The 20077-nt window shown below is 61.8% G+C and carries 19 protein-coding genes, 1 tRNA gene and 1 riboswitch; of the genes, 6 read left to right on the top strand and 14 right to left on the bottom strand.

Annotated elements, in window-relative coordinates; all coding sequences use genetic code 11:
* Positions 1-102: 102 nt before the first annotated feature.
* Together KJ624_00410 and menA are read left to right on the top strand one after the other, a co-directional pair.
* Positions 103-621, top strand: coding sequence for an HIT domain-containing protein (locus KJ624_00410; protein MBU2008303.1), 519 nt, complete (start codon positions 103-105; stop codon positions 619-621).
* Positions 614-2170: a 1,4-dihydroxy-2-naphthoate octaprenyltransferase gene (menA, locus tag KJ624_00405; protein ID MBU2008302.1), complete on the top strand. Its 1557-nt coding sequence runs from the start codon at positions 614-616 to the stop codon at positions 2168-2170. Before KJ624_00410 ends, menA begins: the two co-directional genes overlap by 8 nt.
* Positions 2171-2173: 3 nt before the next feature.
* On the opposite strand, the gene KJ624_00400 is transcribed toward menA, so the two are convergent.
* Genes KJ624_00400 through KJ624_00390 form a run of 3 tightly spaced genes read right to left on the bottom strand, consistent with a single transcriptional unit; the run spans position 2174 to position 4382 of the window.
* Positions 2174-2899: a phosphate ABC transporter ATP-binding protein gene (locus KJ624_00400; protein MBU2008301.1), complete on the bottom strand. Its 726-nt coding sequence runs from the start codon at positions 2897-2899 to the stop codon at positions 2174-2176.
* Positions 2899-3591, bottom strand: a complete 693-nt coding sequence (locus KJ624_00395; GenBank protein MBU2008300.1) for an ABC transporter permease — start codon at positions 3589-3591, stop codon at positions 2899-2901. The genes KJ624_00400 and KJ624_00395 overlap by 1 nt, the downstream gene beginning before the upstream one ends.
* Positions 3592-3605: 14 nt before the next feature.
* A complete protein-coding gene (locus KJ624_00390; GenBank protein MBU2008299.1) occupies positions 3606-4382 on the bottom strand; it encodes a substrate-binding domain-containing protein in 777 nt (258 codons plus the stop codon).
* A gap of 44 nt (positions 4383-4426) precedes the next feature.
* A riboswitch (molybdenum cofactor riboswitch) is annotated at positions 4427-4558 on the bottom strand.
* 96 nt (positions 4559-4654) lie between these two features.
* Here KJ624_00390 and KJ624_00385 point away from each other — a divergent pair.
* A tRNA-Ala gene (locus KJ624_00385) sits at positions 4655-4730 on the top strand.
* A gap of 112 nt (positions 4731-4842) precedes the next feature.
* Here the strand turns inward: KJ624_00385 and KJ624_00380 are convergent.
* The 6 genes from KJ624_00380 to KJ624_00355 are packed head-to-tail and all read right to left on the bottom strand — an operon-like array spanning position 4843 to position 11915.
* On the bottom strand, positions 4843-6171 hold the full coding sequence (locus KJ624_00380) for a hypothetical protein (GenBank protein MBU2008298.1): 1329 nt from the start codon (positions 6169-6171) through the stop codon (positions 4843-4845).
* Positions 6168-7367, bottom strand: a complete 1200-nt coding sequence (locus tag KJ624_00375; protein MBU2008297.1) for an MFS transporter — start codon at positions 7365-7367, stop codon at positions 6168-6170. The genes KJ624_00380 and KJ624_00375 overlap by 4 nt, the downstream gene beginning before the upstream one ends.
* Positions 7368-7369: 2 nt before the next feature.
* Positions 7370-9805 (bottom strand): DNA gyrase subunit A, encoded by a 2436-nt coding sequence (gene gyrA, locus KJ624_00370; protein ID MBU2008296.1) that lies wholly within the window; start codon positions 9803-9805, stop codon positions 7370-7372.
* On the bottom strand, positions 9806-10603 hold the full coding sequence (locus KJ624_00365) for a tetratricopeptide repeat protein (GenBank protein MBU2008295.1): 798 nt from the start codon (positions 10601-10603) through the stop codon (positions 9806-9808).
* Complete coding sequence (locus KJ624_00360; protein ID MBU2008294.1) at positions 10600-11550, bottom strand: cation diffusion facilitator family transporter; 951 nt, start codon at positions 11548-11550, stop codon at positions 10600-10602. Before KJ624_00360 ends, KJ624_00365 begins: the two co-directional genes overlap by 4 nt.
* On the bottom strand, positions 11511-11915 hold the full coding sequence (locus tag KJ624_00355) for a CoA-binding protein (protein ID MBU2008293.1): 405 nt from the start codon (positions 11913-11915) through the stop codon (positions 11511-11513). Before KJ624_00355 ends, KJ624_00360 begins: the two co-directional genes overlap by 40 nt.
* 109 nt (positions 11916-12024) lie before the next feature.
* Here KJ624_00355 and prfA point away from each other — a divergent pair, with 109 nt between their 5' ends.
* The 3 genes from prfA to KJ624_00340 all read left to right on the top strand — a co-directional run bounded on the left by prfA (position 12025) and on the right by KJ624_00340 (position 14399).
* On the top strand, positions 12025-13077 hold the full coding sequence (gene prfA, locus KJ624_00350) for a peptide chain release factor 1 (GenBank protein ID MBU2008292.1): 1053 nt from the start codon (positions 12025-12027) through the stop codon (positions 13075-13077).
* Complete coding sequence (gene prmC, locus KJ624_00345; protein ID MBU2008291.1) at positions 13074-13922, top strand: peptide chain release factor N(5)-glutamine methyltransferase; 849 nt, start codon at positions 13074-13076, stop codon at positions 13920-13922. Before prfA ends, prmC begins: the two co-directional genes overlap by 4 nt.
* Positions 13923-14051: 129 nt before the next feature.
* Positions 14052-14399 carry a cell wall-active antibiotics response protein gene (locus tag KJ624_00340; GenBank protein ID MBU2008290.1) on the top strand — a complete coding sequence of 116 codons (348 nt, stop codon included), beginning with the start codon at positions 14052-14054 and terminating at the stop codon, positions 14397-14399.
* Positions 14400-14558: 159 nt separating this feature from the next.
* Here KJ624_00340 and KJ624_00335 read toward each other — a convergent pair whose 3' ends face one another.
* From KJ624_00335 to KJ624_00315, 5 genes are all read right to left on the bottom strand, one after another.
* A complete protein-coding gene (locus tag KJ624_00335; protein MBU2008289.1) occupies positions 14559-15419 on the bottom strand; it encodes a DPP IV N-terminal domain-containing protein in 861 nt (286 codons plus the stop codon).
* Positions 15370-15528 carry a hypothetical protein gene (locus KJ624_00330; protein ID MBU2008288.1) on the bottom strand — a complete coding sequence of 53 codons (159 nt, stop codon included), beginning with the start codon at positions 15526-15528 and terminating at the stop codon, positions 15370-15372. Before KJ624_00330 ends, KJ624_00335 begins: the two co-directional genes overlap by 50 nt.
* Positions 15529-15769: 241 nt before the next feature.
* Positions 15770-16495, bottom strand: coding sequence for a hypothetical protein (locus KJ624_00325; protein MBU2008287.1), 726 nt, complete (start codon positions 16493-16495; stop codon positions 15770-15772).
* An 18-nt stretch (positions 16496-16513) separates the two neighbouring features.
* Positions 16514-17152, bottom strand: a complete 639-nt coding sequence (locus KJ624_00320) for a hypothetical protein (protein ID MBU2008286.1) — start codon at positions 17150-17152, stop codon at positions 16514-16516.
* Positions 17153-17290: 138 nt separating this feature from the next.
* Entirely contained in the window at positions 17291-20002 is a 2712-nt protein-coding gene (locus tag KJ624_00315; GenBank protein MBU2008285.1) for a bifunctional GNAT family N-acetyltransferase/acetate--CoA ligase family protein, read from the bottom strand.
* Between the last annotated feature and the right edge of the window lie 75 nt (positions 20003-20077).

Raw genomic sequence — 20077 nt, 5'->3', positions numbered from 1 at the left:
ACCAGCTAGCTCAGGGCCGCGATAGGGCAACCGACCCCCGCGGGCTTCTCCGGGGCCTTGCCCCACCCCCTCTGGGGAGGCCATAATAGGTGGGGAGGGGAAATGGAACATCTCTGGGCACCCTGGCGGATGGAATATATCCTGATGGAGAAACCCGAGGGCTGTATTTTCTGCCAGAAGCTGGAGGAGGGCAAGGATGAAGCCAATTTCATCCTTTTCAGGGGTAGGGCCAACTTTGTCATGATGAACCTTTTCCCCTATAACCCGGGCCACCTGATGGTGGCCCCTCACCGCCACACCTCGGAGCTGGAGGACCTGACCCAGAAGGAGCTGCTGGAACACTTTGATCTGGTCCGCCGCATGGTCTCCCTGCTCAAGAAAAGCATGGGGCCCCAGGGGTTCAACATCGGGCTTAACCTGGAGGAGGTGGCGGGGGCAGGGGTGGCCGAGCACCTCCACACCCATATTGTCCCCCGCTGGCTGGGGGACACCAACTACATGCCCGTCACCGCCGGGACTAAGGTCATTCCAGAAGGGGTGGCCGCTACCTACGAGAGGCTGAAGGAGAAGCTCTCCTCGGACTGGCCTCCTGAGACAGAGGGGCTCATAATTGATGGCTGAAGAACAGGAACAAGGAGGAAAGGTGGGCCACAGTCGAGAAGAGGTCCTTTCGCTGCTTCAGCAGGCGGAGGTAGCCGCCGTAGCTACGGCCGCCGGAGACCAGATGCGCACCCGTATGATGCACTTCGCCTGCGATGATGACTTCCGGGTCTATGTGGTCACGATGAAGGGGGACCCCAAGACCCTCCAGATGGCCCACCACCCCTCCATTTCCCTTCTGGCCTATTTCCCCGCCCCTGAATTCAACGACTCCCGGGAGGTGGAGCTCACGGGCATCCCCGTTTTTGTCCGGGACGCTGCTGAGCGCCAAAAGGCCCTGGAACTGGTGGCCAAGAAGTCGCCGGTGGTGAAATACCTGGTGGAAGCGGGCAGCTCCGATGTCCTGGACTGTATCCGGGTGGAGCCCCGGGTGGTCAAGATGCGGGTCTTCAAGGAAATCGTTCAGGGGATACCTCCTGCGGTGGTTGAGTTCCCCCAAAGCGCGGAGGTGGTGAACGAATTCAGTTTGCTCTGGAAGAAGTCGGTGAACTGGTGGCGGGAGCTACGGGCCCCCTTCCTCACCGCCGCCCTGGTGCCGGTCATCCTGGGTAGCAGCATTGCCTATTCAGTGACGGGCGGGATGCTCTGGGGCTACTTCCTGGTCACCCTGCTGGCGGGCCTTCTTCTCCAGGGCGGGGTCAATGCCATCAACGACTATTTTGACCACAAGAGCGGCAACGACGCCGCCAACCGGGAGTTTGTCCGCCCCTTCAGCGGGGGCAGCCGGCTTATCCAGCTCGGCTTGCTGAGCCCGACGGAGGTGCTGGGGGTGGCCCTCTTCTGCTTCCTGGCCTCCTCCGCCCTGGGGGTGTACCTTGCCCTCTCTGGAAGGCCCCTGGTGCTGGCGCTGGGGGCTTTTGGGGTGCTCTCTGGTTTCTTTTACACGGGCAGGCCCTTCTACTGGGCCAAACGGGGCCTGGGAGAGTTACTGGTGGGGCTCAACTTCGGCCCCTTGATGGCTCTAGGGGCCTACTACGTCCAGACCAACAGCCTGAGCTGGCTGCCGGTGCTGGCCGCCCTGCCCGTTGGCCTGCTCATTGCCGCCGTCCTGTTTATCAATGAATTCCCCGACTACGCCGCCGATAAAATGGTGGGCAAGAGGACCTGGGTGGTGCGCTTGGGGCAGCGCCGGGCGGTGTTGCCCTACGCCCTGACCATGGCCCTGGTCAACCTGATGGTGATTGCCTGGGTCGTTCTGGGGTGGTTGCCCTGGCCAGCCCTTCTCGCCCTTCTAGCGGCCCCCTTGAGCTACAAGGCCGTCCGTCTCGCCTTTGTCCACTATGGCCGCTCCTTTGACCTTGCCCCCGCCAACGCTCTGACCATCATAGGGCACCTGACTGTGGGGCTGGGCCTCACCCTGGGCTATCTTTGGCAGGGGATGGGTGGGGTGGGGCCAGGCCCGGTGGCGCTTGGGCTGGCATTCCTTGGCTTCGTCCTCTACATGTACCTGAATGTGGAACGGCAGACGCACATCTTCCTGGGGGTAAAGGGTGTCGTCGGTGGCAAATAGCCCTCAATAGACCATCTCGCCCCGGACAAAGGCGGCTGTGCGGGGGTCCCTGGGGCGGGTGAAGATTTCCTCCTTTTCTCCTATTTCCACCAGCTTCCCCTCCAGCATCAGGGCAGCGCGGTGGCAGAGGCGGCGGGCCTGGAAGACATTGTGGGTCACCATGACAACGGTGGCGCCCTCCCGGTTCACCCGGGCGATGAGCTGCTCTATCACCGCCACATTATAGGGGTCCAGGTTGGCGGTGGGCTCATCCAGGAGGAGGACATCCGGCCCCACCACCAGGGCCCGGGCCAGGGCCACCCGCTGCCTTTCCCCGCCGGAGAGGGTAGGTGCCCTGGCCCGGGAGAGATGTCCCAGCCCCACCAGCTCCAGGGCCTGGCGGACCCGGGTGGGGACAGGGCCGTTGCGCCGCACCCTGAGGCCATAGGCCACATTCCCTTCCACAGTAGTGGAAAGCAACAGGGGCTCCTGGAAGACCATGGTGATGCGCCGCCTCATCTCCAGGGGCGGGGGGTAGGAATCTATGGCCTGGCCCAGGAAATAGATGCGGCCCGAGGTGGGGGGCTCAAGAAAATGGAGCAGGCGCAGAAGGGTGCTCTTGCCTGCCCCGCTGGGGCCCATAATACAGAAGACCTCCCCCCGCCGGACCTCCAGGCCGTCAATCTGACAGACCAGCTTCCCCTCATAGCTCTTGGTCAGCTTCTCCAGCCGGTAGATGGTCTCTGGCATTACTCCATCCTCCCCTGGAGACGCAGCATCCCCAGGTTGACAAGGAAGGAAAGGGCCAGAAGTATGAGGCCCAGGGCAATAGCCGCAGCAAAGGCCCCCATGCGCGTGAGCTGGACAATGGCCGTCGTCAGGACCCGGGTATGGCCCTCAATGTTCCCCCCCACCATCATCACTGCCCCCACCTCGGAGATGATGGCCCCGAAGCCAGCCACCAGGGAGACCACCACCCCCACCCGCGCCTCCCGCAGGAGGGCCAGGGTGGCCTGCCAGGAGGTGGCCCCCAGGCTCAGGAGCTGCTGTCGCAGTCCCGGGTTCACCCCTATCACCGCCGCCATGGTGAAGCCCGCCACCAGGGGGAAGGCGATGATGGTCTGGGCCAGCACCATGGCCGGGGGGTTGAAGAGCCAGCCCAGGAAACCCAGAGGGCCACTCCGGGAGAGGAAGAGGTAGACCAGGAGGCCGATGACCACGGGGGGAAAGCCCATCCCGGTATAGATAAGAGCTATAACCAGGCGCCGGCCTGGAAAACGGGCGAAGCCCAGCCAGGCCCCCAGGGGGATGCCGATAAGGGTGGCAAAAAGGAGGGCCGTCCCCGATACCTTCAGGGAAAGGAGCAACACCTCCCTCACCCCTGGGTCCCCACGGAAAAGAAGGCCAAGGGCCTCCACGAAGCCCCGGGCTATAGCTTCCATCTCTCCAATTACGCCTATTCTGGGTAGGGGAAAAAGAGGCGCTGGCCGTACTTTTCCACACCGAAGGAGGCTATTCTCTCCTGGGTCTGTGCAGAGGTGAAGTAGTCCATAAGCTTCCGGGCAAGCTCGGCTTCCTTCCCAGAAAGCCCCTTCACCATGATGACGTGGTAGATGTTCTGCAGGGCGGCATCCCCCTCCACGAGGACCTCCAGCTCGGGCTTATTCTGGCTCAGGAAGGTAGCCCGGTCGGAAAGGGTATAGGCAGCCTTCTCCCGGGCCAGGTTCAGGGTCTCCCCCATCCCCTGCCCCGCCGAGAGGTACCAGGCCCCTTCTGGCGTAATGCCTGCCTTCGTCCAGAGTGCCTTCTCCTTGCTGTAGGTCCCTGAATTATCACCCCGGGAGACGAAAGGCACCCCTGCCCGGGCGATACCGGAAAGGGCCTGGGCGGCGTCCTTCAGGCCCCGGATGCCGGCGGGGTCCTGGGGCGGCCCCACGATGATGAAGTCGTTGTACATCACCCGCCGCCTTACTTCCCCCAGGCCTTTGGCCATAAAGTCCTCCTCCGCCTGGGGGTCGTGGACCAGGAGGACATCGGCATCCCCCCTCTCCCCCAGGGCCAGAGCCTGCCCCGAGCCCACGGCTACGACCTTTACCGTGACTCCCTGTTCCTTTTCAAAGGGGGGGATGAGCTCTCCCAGGAGGCCTGAATCGTAGGTGCTGGTGGTGGTAGCCAGGGTGATGGAGGCTGGGGTCTTGCTGCAAGCGTAGATGGAAGGGAAAACCAGCAGCATAAGGAGAGGCAGGCAAGCCAGCAAACGGACCTTCTCAGACAGCGACGACACTTAGCGGTTCTCCTTTCCAAATTCGGGAGGCGCCGGCGTTTCCCCCGGCACCCTCGGGACCTCCGTCCCTCGGCTGGCTGCCTTGGATGACCTTTAGGCCAGCCAGCTCGGAGCGCTGGTCCCTATGCTAGCCTGTAATGGCCTCCCTGTCAACCTCGTCAACCTCGGCTTGTTCTTGGGCCCTTCCCCCCCGGCCGCTTTTCTGCTAGACTTCCTGGCGTGGGGCTGTAGCTCAGTAGGGAGAGCGCCTCAATGGCATTGAGGAGGTAGTGGGTTCGAATCCCATCAGCTCCACCATTCCGTTCAGAAGGCAGAACTTCTGAGAAGACACTCCCGCGGTCCTGCTGGCTCGTTGCTGACGCTCGGCCTTAATGAATGCTGCCAGACAGACAGACAAGTCTATGTCTAGTCAGCCTGGTGCTGAGGCTGGTCTTTCGCCCGAAGTGGCGGCCATATCTAGCACCAGGGCGGACATGCCGAAGTTGCGGGCCCTCAGCCCCCGGCCGGTGCGGGAGTGATAGAACTCCCGGAAACCCTCGCTTCTCACCAGTTCATAGGTGCGGTGGACCAAGGTGTCGGCTATCTCCCGGTAGCGTTTTTCCCCAAAGCGGCGGGCCTGGAGGCGCAGGCCCTGGACGATATACCAGTTGCCTACAACCCAGGTCTGTGGCCCACGCCACAAGAAGTCTTCCCCCTGGTCGTCCAGGGGGTCGGCAGGCACGGGGAAGGCAGGCCAAAAGGCCTGGAGCAGATACTCCACCAGCCCCTCCACCATCTCCCTGGGGATGGTCTCCAGCAGGAGGGGGAAGAGGGAGGAGATGGTGGGGACCTGGAGCAGGGCGCTATTTCGGGCATCCCGGCTGAAGAAAAGCCCTGTGATTGGGTCTCTCAGCTTCCCCAGGATGGCCTTCTCTGTGCTTTGGGTCCTCAGGGCATAGGCATGGGCCTCTTCCTTTTCCCCTGCCGCATGGCACAGTCCGGCCATGACATCCAGGTTCCGGGCATAGACGCAGTTGAACAGGAGGTCCTGGACCAGGAAACGGCCCTTGCTGATGATACGGGGGAGGTCCCAGCTCAGCCGCCGGTGGTGAAACGTGAGCCGGGCAAGGGGTCCCCAGGGCGTGTTTCCCCGGGGGAAGCCGTAGACCGGGTCATACTCCCGGCTCCGGTCCTTCCCAGATTCATAGGAAGAGATGATGACCAGCAGCCCATCTCCCAAAGGGCTGCGTTCCCTTTCCAGGTAGTCGTAGTATTTCCTCAAGGAAGGCAGGACCTCCTTCAGGAACCCTGTATCCCCCGTCTTCTGGTAGATGGCTTCCACCCCTTCCGCCAGGCAGGGGGCCTGGAGGTAGGGGGAGTAGTGGGGGAATAGGATGAAACGCTGCAGGAGCCGGTCAACCCAGTGGCAGCAGGAGGGGTTCCAGATGAGGTGGGGGATGAACCCCTCCTCGGTCTGGGCATAGAGAAGGCTCCGGATTTCCTCCCTGGCCAGGGACGGGTCCAGGTGGGAGAGGGCTATGGCATGGGCCACCGAGTCCCAGAACCACTGGTGGGGGTAGCCTGCCTGCCAGGGCTGGAGGATATACCACACCAGCCGCCAGGGCCATGGGGGGATGGGGCGGAGGGAGGGGGCATGGTAAGTCACCTGGCGCCTGCCATTCCAGGTCCTGGTCTGCTGGACGCGGTTCCTTTCCAGGACACGGCTGGTCTCTGCCTCAAGCCAGGCCAGGTCTATCATCTCGCCTTGACCTTGAGGAGAAGAAGCGAGCCCCCCAGGAAGTAGAGGGCGCAGAGGGCGAGGAGGGCGAAGTAGCCCAGGGCCGGACCGTACCGGTTCAGCAGGTCAATTAGGGGGCCAGCCAGGCGGGAGAGAGCCGCGGCCCCGGCGGTAGCCAGGTTGGCCAGGCCCAGATAGCGGGCCTCCTCCCCCGGCGGCACCAGGTCGGTGGCCAGGGCCCAGCTGGTGCTGAGGAATGCCCCCACTGCCAGCCCCAGGAGCCCGGCCAGGGCAAGAAGCCCCACCTCCCCCCGCACCACGCCCAGGCCCGCCACCCCCACCGCCCCCAATAGACCAGAGAGGAAAAGCAGGGGCTTCCTCCCCACTTTATCCGAGATAAGCCCCGAGGGATAGACCGCCAGGAGCACCCCCCCACCCACCGCCAGCATAAAATTGCCTGCTTGAGAAACGGGGTCGGGGACCCTCATCATGTCCCTGAGGATATAGAAGGCAAAGGCCTGCAGACTGGCCCAGGCCATGGCAAAGAGGAGGCGGGAAAGGATGAACCAGGCAAAGTAAGGGCTTTTCCTGCTGTCAATGTGAAAGGGCCGGCCAGGGAAAGGCGTGGTGCCCCGCTCCTTTCGGGGCTCCTTTATCAGTCGGAAGGTGACCAGAGTTGCCAGAAGGAGGATGGCCCCCAGAAAGGCCGGGACAGGCCCCCCACCCCTCGCCTCAATAAACCAGGCCACCAGGCGCAGGAAGGCCAGGGCAACCAGCCCTTCCATCAGGCTCTTCACCCCGGAGGCCCTGCCCCTCTCCCCATTAGCCACCATGTCGGGGATGAAGGCCTGGAATGGCCCCTGGGCAATGTTCGTGGCCACCTGAAGGAGGCCATAGAACAGAGCGAGGAGCAGGAAGGTGGGGGAGAAGCCCAGGCCCGGGAGGAAGAGAAGGGCCAGGAAGGTGCCCGCCAGAATAAAGGGGTGCCTTCTCCCCCAGGCGGAGCGGGTGCGGTCGGACCAGGCCCCCGCCAGGGGCTGGACGAGCATGGCCAGGATGAGGCCAGCAAAAGTGAGGAGCCCCAGGTAGGTGTTCTTCAACTCCTCAGGGGCCAGAGAGAGGAGGCGGAAGGGCAAATATAGCGTGTGGACACTGGTCCAGAGAAGGGCCAGGGCTGAACTGAATAGGCCGTATTTTACATAACGGGTTACCGCCACCCTCAGGACTTTTCCTTTGGTGGCAGGGCAGCGAAGGTGGCGGCGCTGTCCCCGGCCTCCAGGGCCATGATCTGGACCCCCCGGGTGCTCCTGCCCTGGGCCGAGACCTCCTTTCCGGGGATGCGTACCACATTCCCCTGGGCCGAGAGGAAGAGGAAGTCCTGGGAAGGGGAGACAGCGGCCGCCGCTACCACTGGCCCTGTCTTATCCCCAGCCCTGAAGGAGATAATCCCTTTGTAGCCGTGTTTTATCCGGGGGCGGAAATACTTCTCTACGGGGAAGTTCCTCAGGGGGGTGAGCTTGCCAAAGCCCTTGGCGGTGAGCTGCAGGAGGTAGCCGTCCGGAACAACAATGTCCATCCCCACCACCCGGTCCCCTTCATCCAGTTTCATGCCGCAGAATCCCCCGGCGGTGCGGGAGCGGGGGCGGAGGCAATCGGCGCCAAAGCGGATGGCCCTTCCCTGCCGGCTCGCCATGAGGACCTCCGCCTCTCCGGGGGCAACGCGGGCCGCCACGACCTCGTCCCCCTGTGCCAGGTCCATGGCCAGCAGGGAAGAGGCACGGCTGTTGAAGGCCTCCAGGCCCATCCGCTTGATCTCCCCCAGGGCGGTGGCCAGGACGAGGTAACTGCCGGGGCGGAAATCGCTCACGGCCAGTATAGCGGTCACCCGGTCCTGGGCTTCCAGGGGAAGAAGGGCCATGAGGGGGGTGCCCCGTGAGGTGCGGGTCTCGGCGCGGATCTGATAGGCCTTGAGGCGGAAGACCTTGCCGGCCTGGGTAAAGAAGAGGATACGGTCATGGGTATCGGCCACGAGCAGGGAGCGGGCGCCGTCGCCGCCGCTTATCCCGTGCCCCGGGCGGTGCTGGCTGCGGAAGCTTTCCAGGCCCAGTCGCTTGATATAGCCCTGCTGGCTGAGGAAGATAACGGTGGGCTCATGGGGGATGAGGTCCTCTACCTCAAACTCCTCCGCTTCCTCCTCCACAATCTCGGTGCGGCGGCTATCACCGGCCTTGGCCTTGAGCTCCCGGACCTCCTGCTGGATGAGGAAGTCAATCTTCCTGGGATTTGCAAGCAGGTCCTCCAGGCGGGCTATGTTCTGCACTACTTCAGCGTATTCATCCAGGACCTTTTGCCTCTCCAGGGCAGCCAGCCTCTTGAGGGGCATATCCAGGATGGCCTGGGCTTGGATGGATGAGAGGGAGAACCGGGCCTCCAGCGCCTTCCTGGCAGCCTCCGTGTCCTTGGCGCGGCGGATAAGCTGGATTATCTCCTCCAGGTGGTCCAGGGCCGTGCGGAGGCCCTCCAGGATATGGGCCCTGTCCTTGGCCTGCTTTAGCTCAAAGCGGCTGCGACGGGCGATGACCTCTCGGCGGAAATCAATATGGAACTGGAGAAGCTCCTGAAGGGTGAGATTGGGGCGGGGCTGGCCCTCCACCAGGGCAAGGGTGTTGACCGCAAAGCTGGACTGGAGGGGCGTGTGCTTGTAGAGGTTGTTCAAGAGGAGCTGGGGCTGGGCATCCCTTTTGAGCTCAATGACCACCCGGATGCCTTCCCGGCCCGATTCATCCCGGACCTCGGCTATCCCCTCCAGCTTCTTCCCCCTGGCCAGCTCGGCAATTTTCTTCACCAGAGTAGCTTTGTTGGTCTGGTAGGGTAGCTCGGTGACCACGATGGCGCGTCGGCCGCGGGCCGTCTCCTCCACCTGGGCCCGCGCCCTGATGATAATGTGGCCCTGCCCGGTGATGTGGGCATCCCGGACGCCCTTGCGGCCCTGGATTATGCCCCCGGTGGGGAAATCGGGGCCGGGGACAATGCGGAGGAGCTCGTCGGGGGTGGCCTCGGGACTGTCAATAAGGAAGATGATGGCATCGCAGATCTCCCCCAGGTTGTGGGGGGGGATATTGGTGGCATAGCCTACGGCAATGCCCGAGGCCCCATTCACCGCCAGATTGGGCAGGGCCGAGGGGAGGACGACGGGCTCCTTAAGGGAGCCATCAAAGTTGGGGACGAAATCAACGGTGTCCTTGTCCAGGTCAGCCAGCATCTCTGTGGCGATGGTCGCCAGGCGGGCTTCGGTGTATCTCATGGCGGCAGGGGGGTCGTCGTCAATGCTGCCAAAGTTCCCCTGACCGTCCACGAGGCGGTAGCGCATGGAAAAGTCCTGGGCCAAACGGACCATGGCCTCGTAAACCGGGACATCGCCGTGGGGGTGGTATTTGCCCAGCACTTCCCCCACAAGGCGGGCGCTCTTTTTATAGGGGCTGTTGGCCCCCAGGCCCAGCTGGTCCATGGCGTAAAGGATGCGACGCTGGACGGGCTTGAGGCCATCCCGGACATCGGGGATGGCCCGGGAGATGATGACACTCATGGCATAGTCCAGGTAGGAGCTTTTCATCTCCTCCTCTATGGCTACGGGGCGAACCGTTCCTATTTCCATCTACTCCTCCTCCATGTTCTCCACAAAGATGGGCTCAGCCGCTGGTTCCTCGGGAAGAGCCTCTTCCTGGTACTCCGCCTCGGCGCTGAGGGGCTCTTCCTCCTCCGCCTCATGTCTGGAGAAGGTATCCCGCATATAGGGCCGGAAAGACTCAGCCTCCTTCACCGGGAAGGAAAGTCTCCCCGCCAGATCCGGGTGTTGATAGGTCTCCTTGATAATGATTTGGACTCCTCCCTCCTCAAGGGTAGCGATGCCGGCGGAATACTGGTTGCCACCACGGATGAGCTCCAGAAGACGCACAGCATAGCGGGGCTCCACCTCTCCGAGTGGGGTCCCCCCCCTATCCGCCACCCACAGGCGCTGCCCCTCGGGCCGTAAGAAGACCTGGTCCCCCGCGACCATATGGGCCAACACCTTGGGGAGGGCCAGATGGACCAGGTTCACTATTGCGGCCTTCCCGGTATCTTGAAGGAAGAGATGGAGGGCCACCCGGTGGCGCTCATTAGTGGCCTTCGCCTCTTTGAGGAGGGACAGGCGGGCGAGGTTCTTCCTGGCTATTTTGTTATGGGAGTCAAGCTCCAGGGCCTTCTCATAGGCTTCCCTGGCCTCCGGGTAGCGGCCCAACTCCATACAAGCACGTCCCAGCCGGTTATAGGCATCCTTATCGGTGGGGAAGGCCTCTATGATAGCCCGATTGGCCTCCACCGCTTCCTCCCAGCGGCTCTGCATAGCCAGGGCAATGGCCTCCCTGGCCCGGAGCCTCCTTAATCTGGTCTCATCTTCCTGAAGATAGTTCATGGCTCCCCCTGCAATTTCAGACCTCCCTCTCCGGGGACACCACATTCCAAACAGTAGTTGCCCTCGCCCAGGGAGCAACTGGGGCATTCCAACTGCAATGTGGCATGGCGGATACGGAATTTCTTCTCCAGCATCTCCCTCACCTGGCTCGTTATGCGGCTTCCCCTGGAGAGGGGCAGATCATCCACCCAGAGGTGACAGCTCAGGGCAGAGAAGCCCGGGGCGATGCTCCAGATATGCAGGTCGTGGACGCCCTTTATCCCTGTTATGCCCTCTATGGCCCGCATCACCTCCCGCGAGTCTAGCTGGGAGGGGGGGGCCTCCAGGATAACATTTAGCCCCTCCCTCAGGAGCCGCCAGGCCCCCAGGAGGATGATGACCCCGATTGCGAAGCTGATAGCCGGGTCAATCCAGTATTTCCCGGTAAGCAGGATAAGGATACCCCCGACGATGACCCCCACCGAGGCGAGGGCATCCCCCCCGACATGCCAGAGGGCTGCGCGGAGATTGATGCTCTCGGTGCCCAGGCCCCGCAGGCGAAGGACCACATAGAGGTTGACCAGGAGACCCACCACTGCTACGGCCAGCATCAGAGGCCCCTCCACCGGCTCCGGGCTGCCGAGGCGCTGAAAGGCCTCATAGAAGATGGCCCCGGAGATGCCTAAGAGGGAAAGGCTGTTGATGAGAGCCGCCAGCACCCCCCAGCGGTGGTAGCCGTAGGTCATCTGGGAGGTAGCCGGCCTCAGGGCCTGCCGGGCGGCCCACCAGGCCAGGCCCAGGGCCAGAAAATCCGTGAAGACATGGCCCGCATCGGAAAGGAGGGCCAGGCTGTTGGAAAGGAACCCCCCCACCACCTCAACGATAAGGATAAGGCCGGTGAGAAGGATTACCTGGCCCAGCCTTCTATCTACTCTGAATGAAGCCGCTGATGTTCTTTCTTCAGACATCGGTCCATAACCACTTTCAGGCCTGCCTCCTTAGCCCTCTGGGCCGCCGCCTCATTGACTATGCCCTCCTGCATCCAGACCACCCTAGCCCCTATACTTATGGCCTCCTCCACTACGGGGGGCACCTCTTCCGGGCGGCGGAAGATATCAACTATATCCACCCTTTCCGGGATTGACAAGAGAGTAGGATAGGCCTTTTCCCCCAGTATCTCCTGGGTGTTGGGGTTGACCGGGATAATGCGATATCCCTGGGCCTGCAGGTACCGGGCCACTACGTAGCTGGGACGGTCGGGTTTGGGGGAGAGCCCCACCACCGCTACTGTCCGGCCCTCTTTCAGGATGCCCTCTATCTCTTCCATATCCATCCCAATCCTGACATTCTAGTGTTATCTCATTGAGCAAGCAAGTCAAGACCCCTGTGCTATAATATTAGGGCTTAGGAGTGGGAAAATGGTCATTGCCACCGATTCTTTGCTGAAAGAGAAGCTGGAGACCCTGGAGCGGCGCTATGAGGAGGTTGAGGCGCTCCTCTCGCAGCCCGAGACGGTCCAGGACTCCAGCCGCCTCCTGGCCCTGGCCAGGGAACGGGCCTCTCTGGAGACCCCCGTGGTGCGCTACCGGGAGTATAAGGCCACCCTCAGCGCCCTGGAGAAGACCTGGGCCCTTCAGAAGGAGGGCCTGGAGCCGGAGATGGCGGCTCTGGTCAAGGAGGAGCTGGCCCAGCTCCAGGAGCGCCAGGACAGGCTCCTTGAGGTGCTGAAAAAGGCCCTCTTTCCCCCCGACCCCAGGGATGAAAAGGATGTCATCATGGAGGTCCGGGCAGGGACGGGGGGGGAGGAGGCTGCACTCTTCGCCGCCGACCTCTACCGCATGTATGTCCGCTATGCCCAGGCAAAGGGCTGGCAGGCGGAGGTTATTAATACCAGCCCCAACGAAAGGGGGGGGCTCAGGGAGATTGTCTTTGGCGTAAAGGGCAAGGGGGCCTTTAGCCGCCTGAAGTATGAGAGCGGGGTGCACCGGGTGCAGCGGGTGCCGGCTACCGAGGCCTCCGGGCGCATCCACACCTCCACCGCTACCGTCGCCGTCCTCCCTGAGGCGGAAGAGGTGGAGGTCAATATCCGCCCCGAGCACCTCAAGGTGGACATCTACTGCTCCGGGGGCGCTGGCGGCCAGAATGTGAACAAGGTGGCTACCGCCGTCCGTATCACCCACCTCCCCACCGGCATTGTCGCCATCTGTCAGGACGAGCGCTCTCAGCTACGCAACCGGCAAAGGGCTATGGCTGTCCTCCGCGCCCGCCTGTTGGACCGGGAGCGCCGTCAACAGCAGGAGGAGACCGCCCGGGAGCGCCGCTCCCAGGTGGGGACAGGGGAAAGGGCGGAGAAGGTCCGCACCTACAACTTCCCCCAGAGCCGGGTCACCGACCACAGGATAAACCTCGCTCTCCATAACCTTCCCCGCATTCTGGAAGGGGACCTGGACAGCCTTATTGATGCCCTGGCCAGCGCCCCGGAGGGTAAGGGTTGACCCTTGGGGAAAAGCTCCGGGAGGCCTGCCAAGCCCTAAAGACTGGGGGTATTCCCGACCCCTCCCTGGAAGCCCAGATTCTGCTGGCCCATGCCCTGGGCCTCTCCCGCGCCCAGCTTCTGGCCTGGCCAGAGAGGTCCCTGTCCCCCGCCGAACTGGAAGGGGTCAAGGGCATACTGGACCGCCGCCTCAAGCGGGAGCCCACGGCCTACATTCTGAATAGAAAGGAATTCTATGGCCGCGATTTCTATGTGGACCGCCGGGTCCTCATCCCACGCCCCGAAACCGAGCTCCTGGTGGAGAGAGCCCTGGACGTGGCCAGGGGCCTGGGGGGGGAAGTGATGATAGCCGAAGTGGGGACGGGGAGCGGGGCGGTGGCCATCTCCCTGGCCCTGGAACTGCCCCGGGCCCGCCTCTTCGCCCTGGATATCTCCCCGGAAGCCCTGGAGGTGGCCGGCATGAACAGCCGGAAGTATGGCGTGGATGGACAGGTGAGGCTTATCCAGGGGGATATGCTTTCCCCCCTCCCCGGGCCTGTCCATATAGTTGTGGCCAATTTACCCTATGTCCCGGACAGGGCCCAGCTCCCCCCGGAACTTCTCTATGAGCCCGCCCTGGCCCTCAGGGGTGGACCCGATGGCCTGGATGCCCCCCGGGCCTTCCTCCTCCAGGTGGGCCCCAGGCTTCTGGATGGGGGCTCCTTTCTCCTGGAAATAGGGGCCGGCCAGGAAGGGGAGGTGAGGAGACTGGTCTTAGCCCGCTTCCCGGGGGCCAGGGTCTCCTTTTTCCCCGACCTGGGGGGAATCCCCCGGGTGGTAGGGGTCATCCCAATGGGAGGGACCTAGAGGATGGGGTCTGGTTTCGGCTGGGTGCCTGTTATTGACAGCCGGAGAGCCGGGGTCTAACATACTGAGCAGGATTCCTCATGGGGAAGGGAGTAGCTCAACCGGGAAATCTGCGAGGAGGGTGCAACGATGAATAACTTCGCGTTCTTGGGCGTCTCAAAGCTTGGTCAGGGCCCCTGGCGTCCCGGTAAGAAGGTCTGGTCAATTGCCATTCTCGGCGGTTGTGAAATCGATTTCACCCAGGTCGTGCTTGAGGAAGGCGTCACGCGAGTTGTAGCGGTCTCAATATTCGGAACCAACAAGATTATTGCTCCCAAGGGCGTCCCCATCAGCGTGTCCGGAATCTCCATACTCGGAGCAAGAAACGTCAAGCGTGTCCGGGCATGGGACGCACCCACCGCCACCTCCAATAAGTCAATCGCCATTAATGCCACAAGCTTCCTTGGCTGGTTCGAGATAACTGAACTTCCCGGATAAGCCGGGTTCTGGCAGGGCAAACAGGCCATAGGTTGCTGAGAGTGAGCCTGACATCACGAAGGAGACGGATTTATTGCAGGCCTGCACCAGCATGAGGTCTGAAAGCCTTATCACCGCGGGAACTACCTCGTACGGGGTCTCAACGGCTAGGCCGCTGGCTCACGACGGCGCCCACGCCGGGTATTCGTCACGGCCAGGGTTGCTGGTCAGACGGGTCTGCCCGGTGCCATCGGCATTCATCACATAGATTTCAAGGTTCCCGTCCCTGTAGGAGGTGAAGGCAATCCTGGTGCCATCTGGTGACCACGCCGGGGACCAATCCCCAGCAGGATTGCTGGTCAGGCGGGTCTGCCCGGTGCCATCTGCATTCATCACATAGATTTCAAAGTTCCCGTCCCGCTCGGACTCGAAGGCAATCCTGGTGCCATCTGGTGACCAAGCCGGGGAGCCCTCATTGGCGAAACTGCCGGTCAGCCTCGTCTCCCCGGAGCCATCAGCGTTCATCACATAGATTTCAACGTTACCTACGAACGCGGCGCCGAAGCGTTCGTCGAACTGAAACGCTATTCTGGTGCCATCTGGTGACCACGCCGGGGATCCCTCAATAGCGGGATTATCGGTCAGCCTCGTCTCCCCGGAGCCATCAGCGTTCATCACATAGATTTCATAGTTAGAGTCCCGTTTGGACTCGAAGGCTATCTTCGTGCCATCAGGCGACCACGCCGGGGACCCATCATTGGCGGGATTATCGGTCAGCCTCGTCTCACCGGAGCCATCAGCGTTCATCACATAGATGTCCCAGTTGTCATCCCTGTTGGAAGCGAAGGCTATCTTGGTGCCATCAGGCGACCACGCCGGGGACCCATCATTGGCGGGGTTGTTGGTCAGGCGGGTCTGCCCGGTGCCATCGGCGTTCATCACGTAGATTTCAAAGTTCCCATCACGGTCAGAGTCGAAGGCGAAGTGCCCCTTACCAGCCTGGGTGGGTGTCGGCATAGGTGTGGATGTTGGTGTGGGCATAGGAGTAGGTGTTGGTGTCCTGGTAGGAGTGGCAGTCGGCACCAGGGTGAGAGTTGAAGTCCGGGTTGGTGCGGGGGTTGTGGTCTTGGCCTCTCGGCCAGAGGTACAAGCTGCTAGCAGAAGCACGCTGGCGAGCACTAGGGTGCGAAGCCATCGCCGTAGCATTGACACCTCCTTGAACGGTCTCATCATTGGATTAGCTCCGCTGGGACTTGCGGAATGGGCCTGTTGGGAGTGAAGTTGGCAATGAGATAGTCCACCTAGTCTTGAATTCCTCATCACTTAAATAGCTTGCCCTGGGGTGGTGCCTTTCATACCATTGCCGCCACCCGTCCGGGTCCTAGTAACCGCTACCTGTTGTCTTCGTTCCCCGGTGAGACCGTCATGACATCGCCGATGCCATAAGTGTCCCCCAGGGCGGTGATGAGGTTCCACCCCTTTCCCAGGAAGTAGAGGGTACCCCGCCAGTTAAGGACGACATCATCCTCTGTGGTCTCAATCCAGATAGTCTGCCATCTCTCCAGGACCCGAAGATCGTTGGTGCGCTGGGCGGGTTTTGACGAGTCATAGACTTTCCAGGTCTGGTCGGCGGTGTCATAGCCCCATACGCGAGAATACTTGCCGTTAAGCCTCTCCAGAGTATGGCCGACAATCGTGGAAGGGTTATGGATTACCGGGCCCTCCGTCACGGTGAAGCGTGAAACGCCGTCGCCCTCAATGACTAGGGCTATATGGCCATAAGGGTCGTGGACTTGGAACGCATAATCCCCAGGCGGCACGTCGGGGACGGTGAAACTAAACTCGCCGTCTGGCATCTCCCCCCTAATGTGGGAGACACGAATGCCCCCAAAAATGGTGCTGTTCTCCCATATGCCGGGAATGCCGTATTCAGCGACATGGCCCTGGCCACTCCAGTAGTAGACGGAGACCTCAGTGCCCACCGGACCTGACTGCGGGTAGAATTCGATGATCGGCTCGCTGCATGCCAGGACTGGGGCGGCCATGACAGGGGCCAGCGCCGCTACCAGCGCCACGGCCACCATCAGTTTGATGAGCTGTGGATGTCTAGTTTTCATCTTCCCTCCTTCAAATGGCTAACCGGCTTGCGGCGTCGGGGCGGGAGGCGGCACGATGACGGGAGGGGTAATGTCCGCGTACCAGTAGATGACGACCCAGGGATGGAACCTCACGTGAGGCCCCGAAATGGTCTGAGTGGCGGGGTCAGCAGTGGAGGGGCGCGTGCGCATGGCCCACAGGTTCTTCTCGTCCCACCAAACTGCAATGTCGGGCTTATTGGCGTTGATTCTGGGGTTAGCAGGTGGCGGGTCATAGCTAATGGTAACATTGCCGGTGGGGTACACGCTTCCCCAGAGGGCCACGTCATCCCACTTGTAGGCCAGGCCGGCCACCACACCGTAATTCGACTCCGGTGGCCGGTAGGGGGTAAGGGTCAGAGATTTGACGGGCCGGCCTTTGCCGTCCAGGAGCCTCGAACCTTTCGGCAGCGTTGACGTCAACCGGCCGTCAGAGGAGGTTATTCGGACGGTTTCCAGTAGGACTCCCTGGCTATCAGTCTTGCTTGAGAGGTCCACAGTAACCGGCGGGGGAAGCGGCGTCGGGGTATTGGTCACAGGCACGAGACAGCCCGTCAGCAAAACAAGTAGAATAAGTCCGCTCACAAGAAGCCAGACAACCCGGGCGGGCACGATTTTGCTCTTCCTACCCTTCAGCATTCCAGCCCACCTTCCAATGAAACAAAATTCTTATACCCGAATATACTCTATTATAACCCAGATTGGCCAATCTGTCAACGAATGGAGCGTCACAGTTTTGTGAACGAATTCGGCCAAGGGGTCGCCGTGGCCCGCTCTTTACTTCACCATGACCCTGGCGTCTATCACCCAGTAGCCTTCCCCTTTCGGCATCACTTTCACCGGATTGAAGTCCAACTCAGCAATCTGGGGCACATCTTCAATGAGGGCCGAGAGCCGGAGCAAGAGGTCCTCCAGCGCCGGGGTATCAGCCGGCGGGGCACCCCTGAAACCTTCAAACAGCTTCGCCATTCTGATGGAGCCCACCAGCTCCCCGGCATCCAGGTCAGTGAGGGGGTGGAGCCTGAAAACCACATCTTTGAACAGTTCTGTATACACTCCCCCCAGGCCAAGCATCACCAGAGGCCCGAAGGAGGGGTCCTGCGTTACACCGACAATGGTCTCTATTCCCCCTTCCACCATACGCTGGACAGCGACCCCTTCCATCTCACGCTCACGGCCCAGCCGGGCCAGACTGTCCCTGATATCGTTAAACGCTTTCTCCACTTCTTTTTCTGATTTGAGCCCCAGGACCACACCGCCCACATCGGTCTTGTGCGTAATGGTGGATGAGACCAGCTTGACAGCGACGGGGAAGCCTGTACGGGAGGCGAGGGCAGCGGCCTCAGCGTCCATCCTGGCCACAAGCGTCTCAGCCAGGTGGATGCCGTAGCAATGGAGGAGCTCGGCCATTTCCTGCGGTCCCAGCCATAAGGGCCTCTCCGCAGTCCGGGTCATCGCCCCTTCTATTATCCGGCGAGCCCTTTCCCGCTTGATGCCGCGGATTTTGGGGATGCTTCCCTTCGGCTTCCTACGCCATTCGCCGTACTCCGCGGTCTCAGCCAGGGCCGAGACGGCATCCTCGGGGAATGGATAGCAGGGGACGAATTTGTCCTTATACCCCAGCTTCCTGCTGAAGCCCCGCTGGCCCATGAAGCAGGCCAGGAGGGGCTTCTGGTGCCGCTGGAAGACGGTGGCCACCGGCCCTACAGCCGTCTCTATAGCTTCCAGAGACACGATTACAGGCGGCACAAATATCAGGATGACAGCATCGTTTCCCGGGTCAGCGGCCAGGACCTTCAAGGTCTCCGCGAACTCTTCTTCGCTGGCACCCGCAGTCAGGTCCAGGGGGTTGTGAACCGTGATATCCCGCTTGATAACCGATTTCAATCTCCCAACGGTTTCAGGGGAAAACTCGGGCAGCAGTAGGCCGCGGTTGTCGCAGGCGTCAGCGGCCAGTATGCCCGGGCCTCCTCCGTTGGTCACTATGACCACCTTTCTGCCTCTGGGTACCGGCTGTGTTGAGAGGAGGGTGGCCACGTCAAAGAGCTGTTCCAATGTGTTCACCCTGATGAGGCCGCTCTGGCGGAAGAGGGCATCTGAGGCTACATCTGAGGTAGCCAGGGCCCCCGTATGGGACATGGCCGCACGAGAGCCTGCCGGGGTGCTTCCCCCCTTCACGGCCACTATCGGCTTGGCGGCAGACACCCTCCTGGCAATACGGCCAAACTTGCGCGGGTTTCCAAAGGACTCCAGATAGAGCAGGACAACCCTTGTGGCCGGGTCCTGCTCCCAGTATTGAAGGAGGTCGTTGGAGGAGACATCGGCGCGGTTACCCACACTGATAAAGCTGGAGATGCCTATGTTAAGGTTCCTTGCATATTCCAGGATGGCCAGCCCCAGGGCGCCGCTCTGAGTGAGAAAGGCCACATTGCCCTGGGGCGGATAGACCTGAGAAAAGGTGGCGTTTAGCCCTATTGCTGGGTCGGTGTTCAAGACCCCCATACAGTTGGGGCCAACCAGCCGCATGCCGTAGCCCAGGGCGATATCCCGCAGCTCCTCCTCCCGGGCCGCCCCTTCGGGCCCCCGTTCCTTGAACCCGTCGGAGATAACAACCATGGCGCGCACCCCCTTGCGCCCGCATTCGCCCGCCACCCTGGCCACGATGGGGGCGGGCACAGCGATAACCGCTAGGTCCACATCTCCGGGCACTTCAAGGACGGAGGGGTAGGCCTTCACGGACATTACGGCTTCGGCGTTGGGGTTCACCGGGTAAACGACCCCGGAAAAGCGATTCTCAATGAGGCACTGCAGAAGCAGATACCCGATGGTGCCCGGCTGCCGGGAAGCCCCTATCACCGCCACTGAGCGGGGGAGAAGGATAGGGCGAAGGGAGGCCAGTGTTGCCATGCGCTCCCTTTCCTCCTCTTTCTTCATAGCCCTCCTGGTCGGAGCTATGGGGAAAGCCACGTGATAGACACCGGCTTCAAGCTCGCTGGTAACATGGAAGCCGTAGCTCTGGAAAATCGTCATCATCTCCTGGTTTTCCACCAGCACTTCGGCTTCAAACGTGGTAATGCCGTTTTCCAGGGCCGCCTTGACCAGCGCCTCCATGAGGCGGGTGCCAATGCCCCTTCCCTGGTAGTCCTCCTCGACGGCAAAGGCCACCTCGGCGGAGGGCTTGTCGGGCAGGCGGTAGTAGCGACCGAGCCCTACTATCTCCTCGCCCTGCTCCCTGCGCACCTCGGCCACGATGGCAAAGGTGCTCTTGTAGTCCACGGTGCAGAAGCGGAGGGCATCGTCAGGGGTCATCTCCTTGGGCCCGCGGCTGAACCGCAAGTACCTGGCGCGGAGGCTGAGCCTGGACACAAGGGCCAGCCATCGCTCGCAGTCATCCCTCCTGATGGGCCTGAGCCTGATTATTGAGCCGTCCTTCAAAAGGGCTTCGGATTCATACTGGGACGGGTATGCGACTTCCAGCTCACGGACCATAGCTATTCTTTCTGACCTCCGGGGGGGATTATAGCAGAAAGACCCCCGCCCCCCTTTGAGGGGGCGGGGGTGGAA

The sequence above is a fragment of the Chloroflexota bacterium genome (genome assembly GCA_018825785.1).
In the GTDB taxonomy this organism is placed as follows: domain Bacteria; phylum Chloroflexota; class Dehalococcoidia; order JACVQG01; family JAHKAY01; genus JAHKAY01.
Note: the sequence above shows the minus strand (reverse complement) of the source record. Positions and strands in the feature narration are given on the sequence as shown.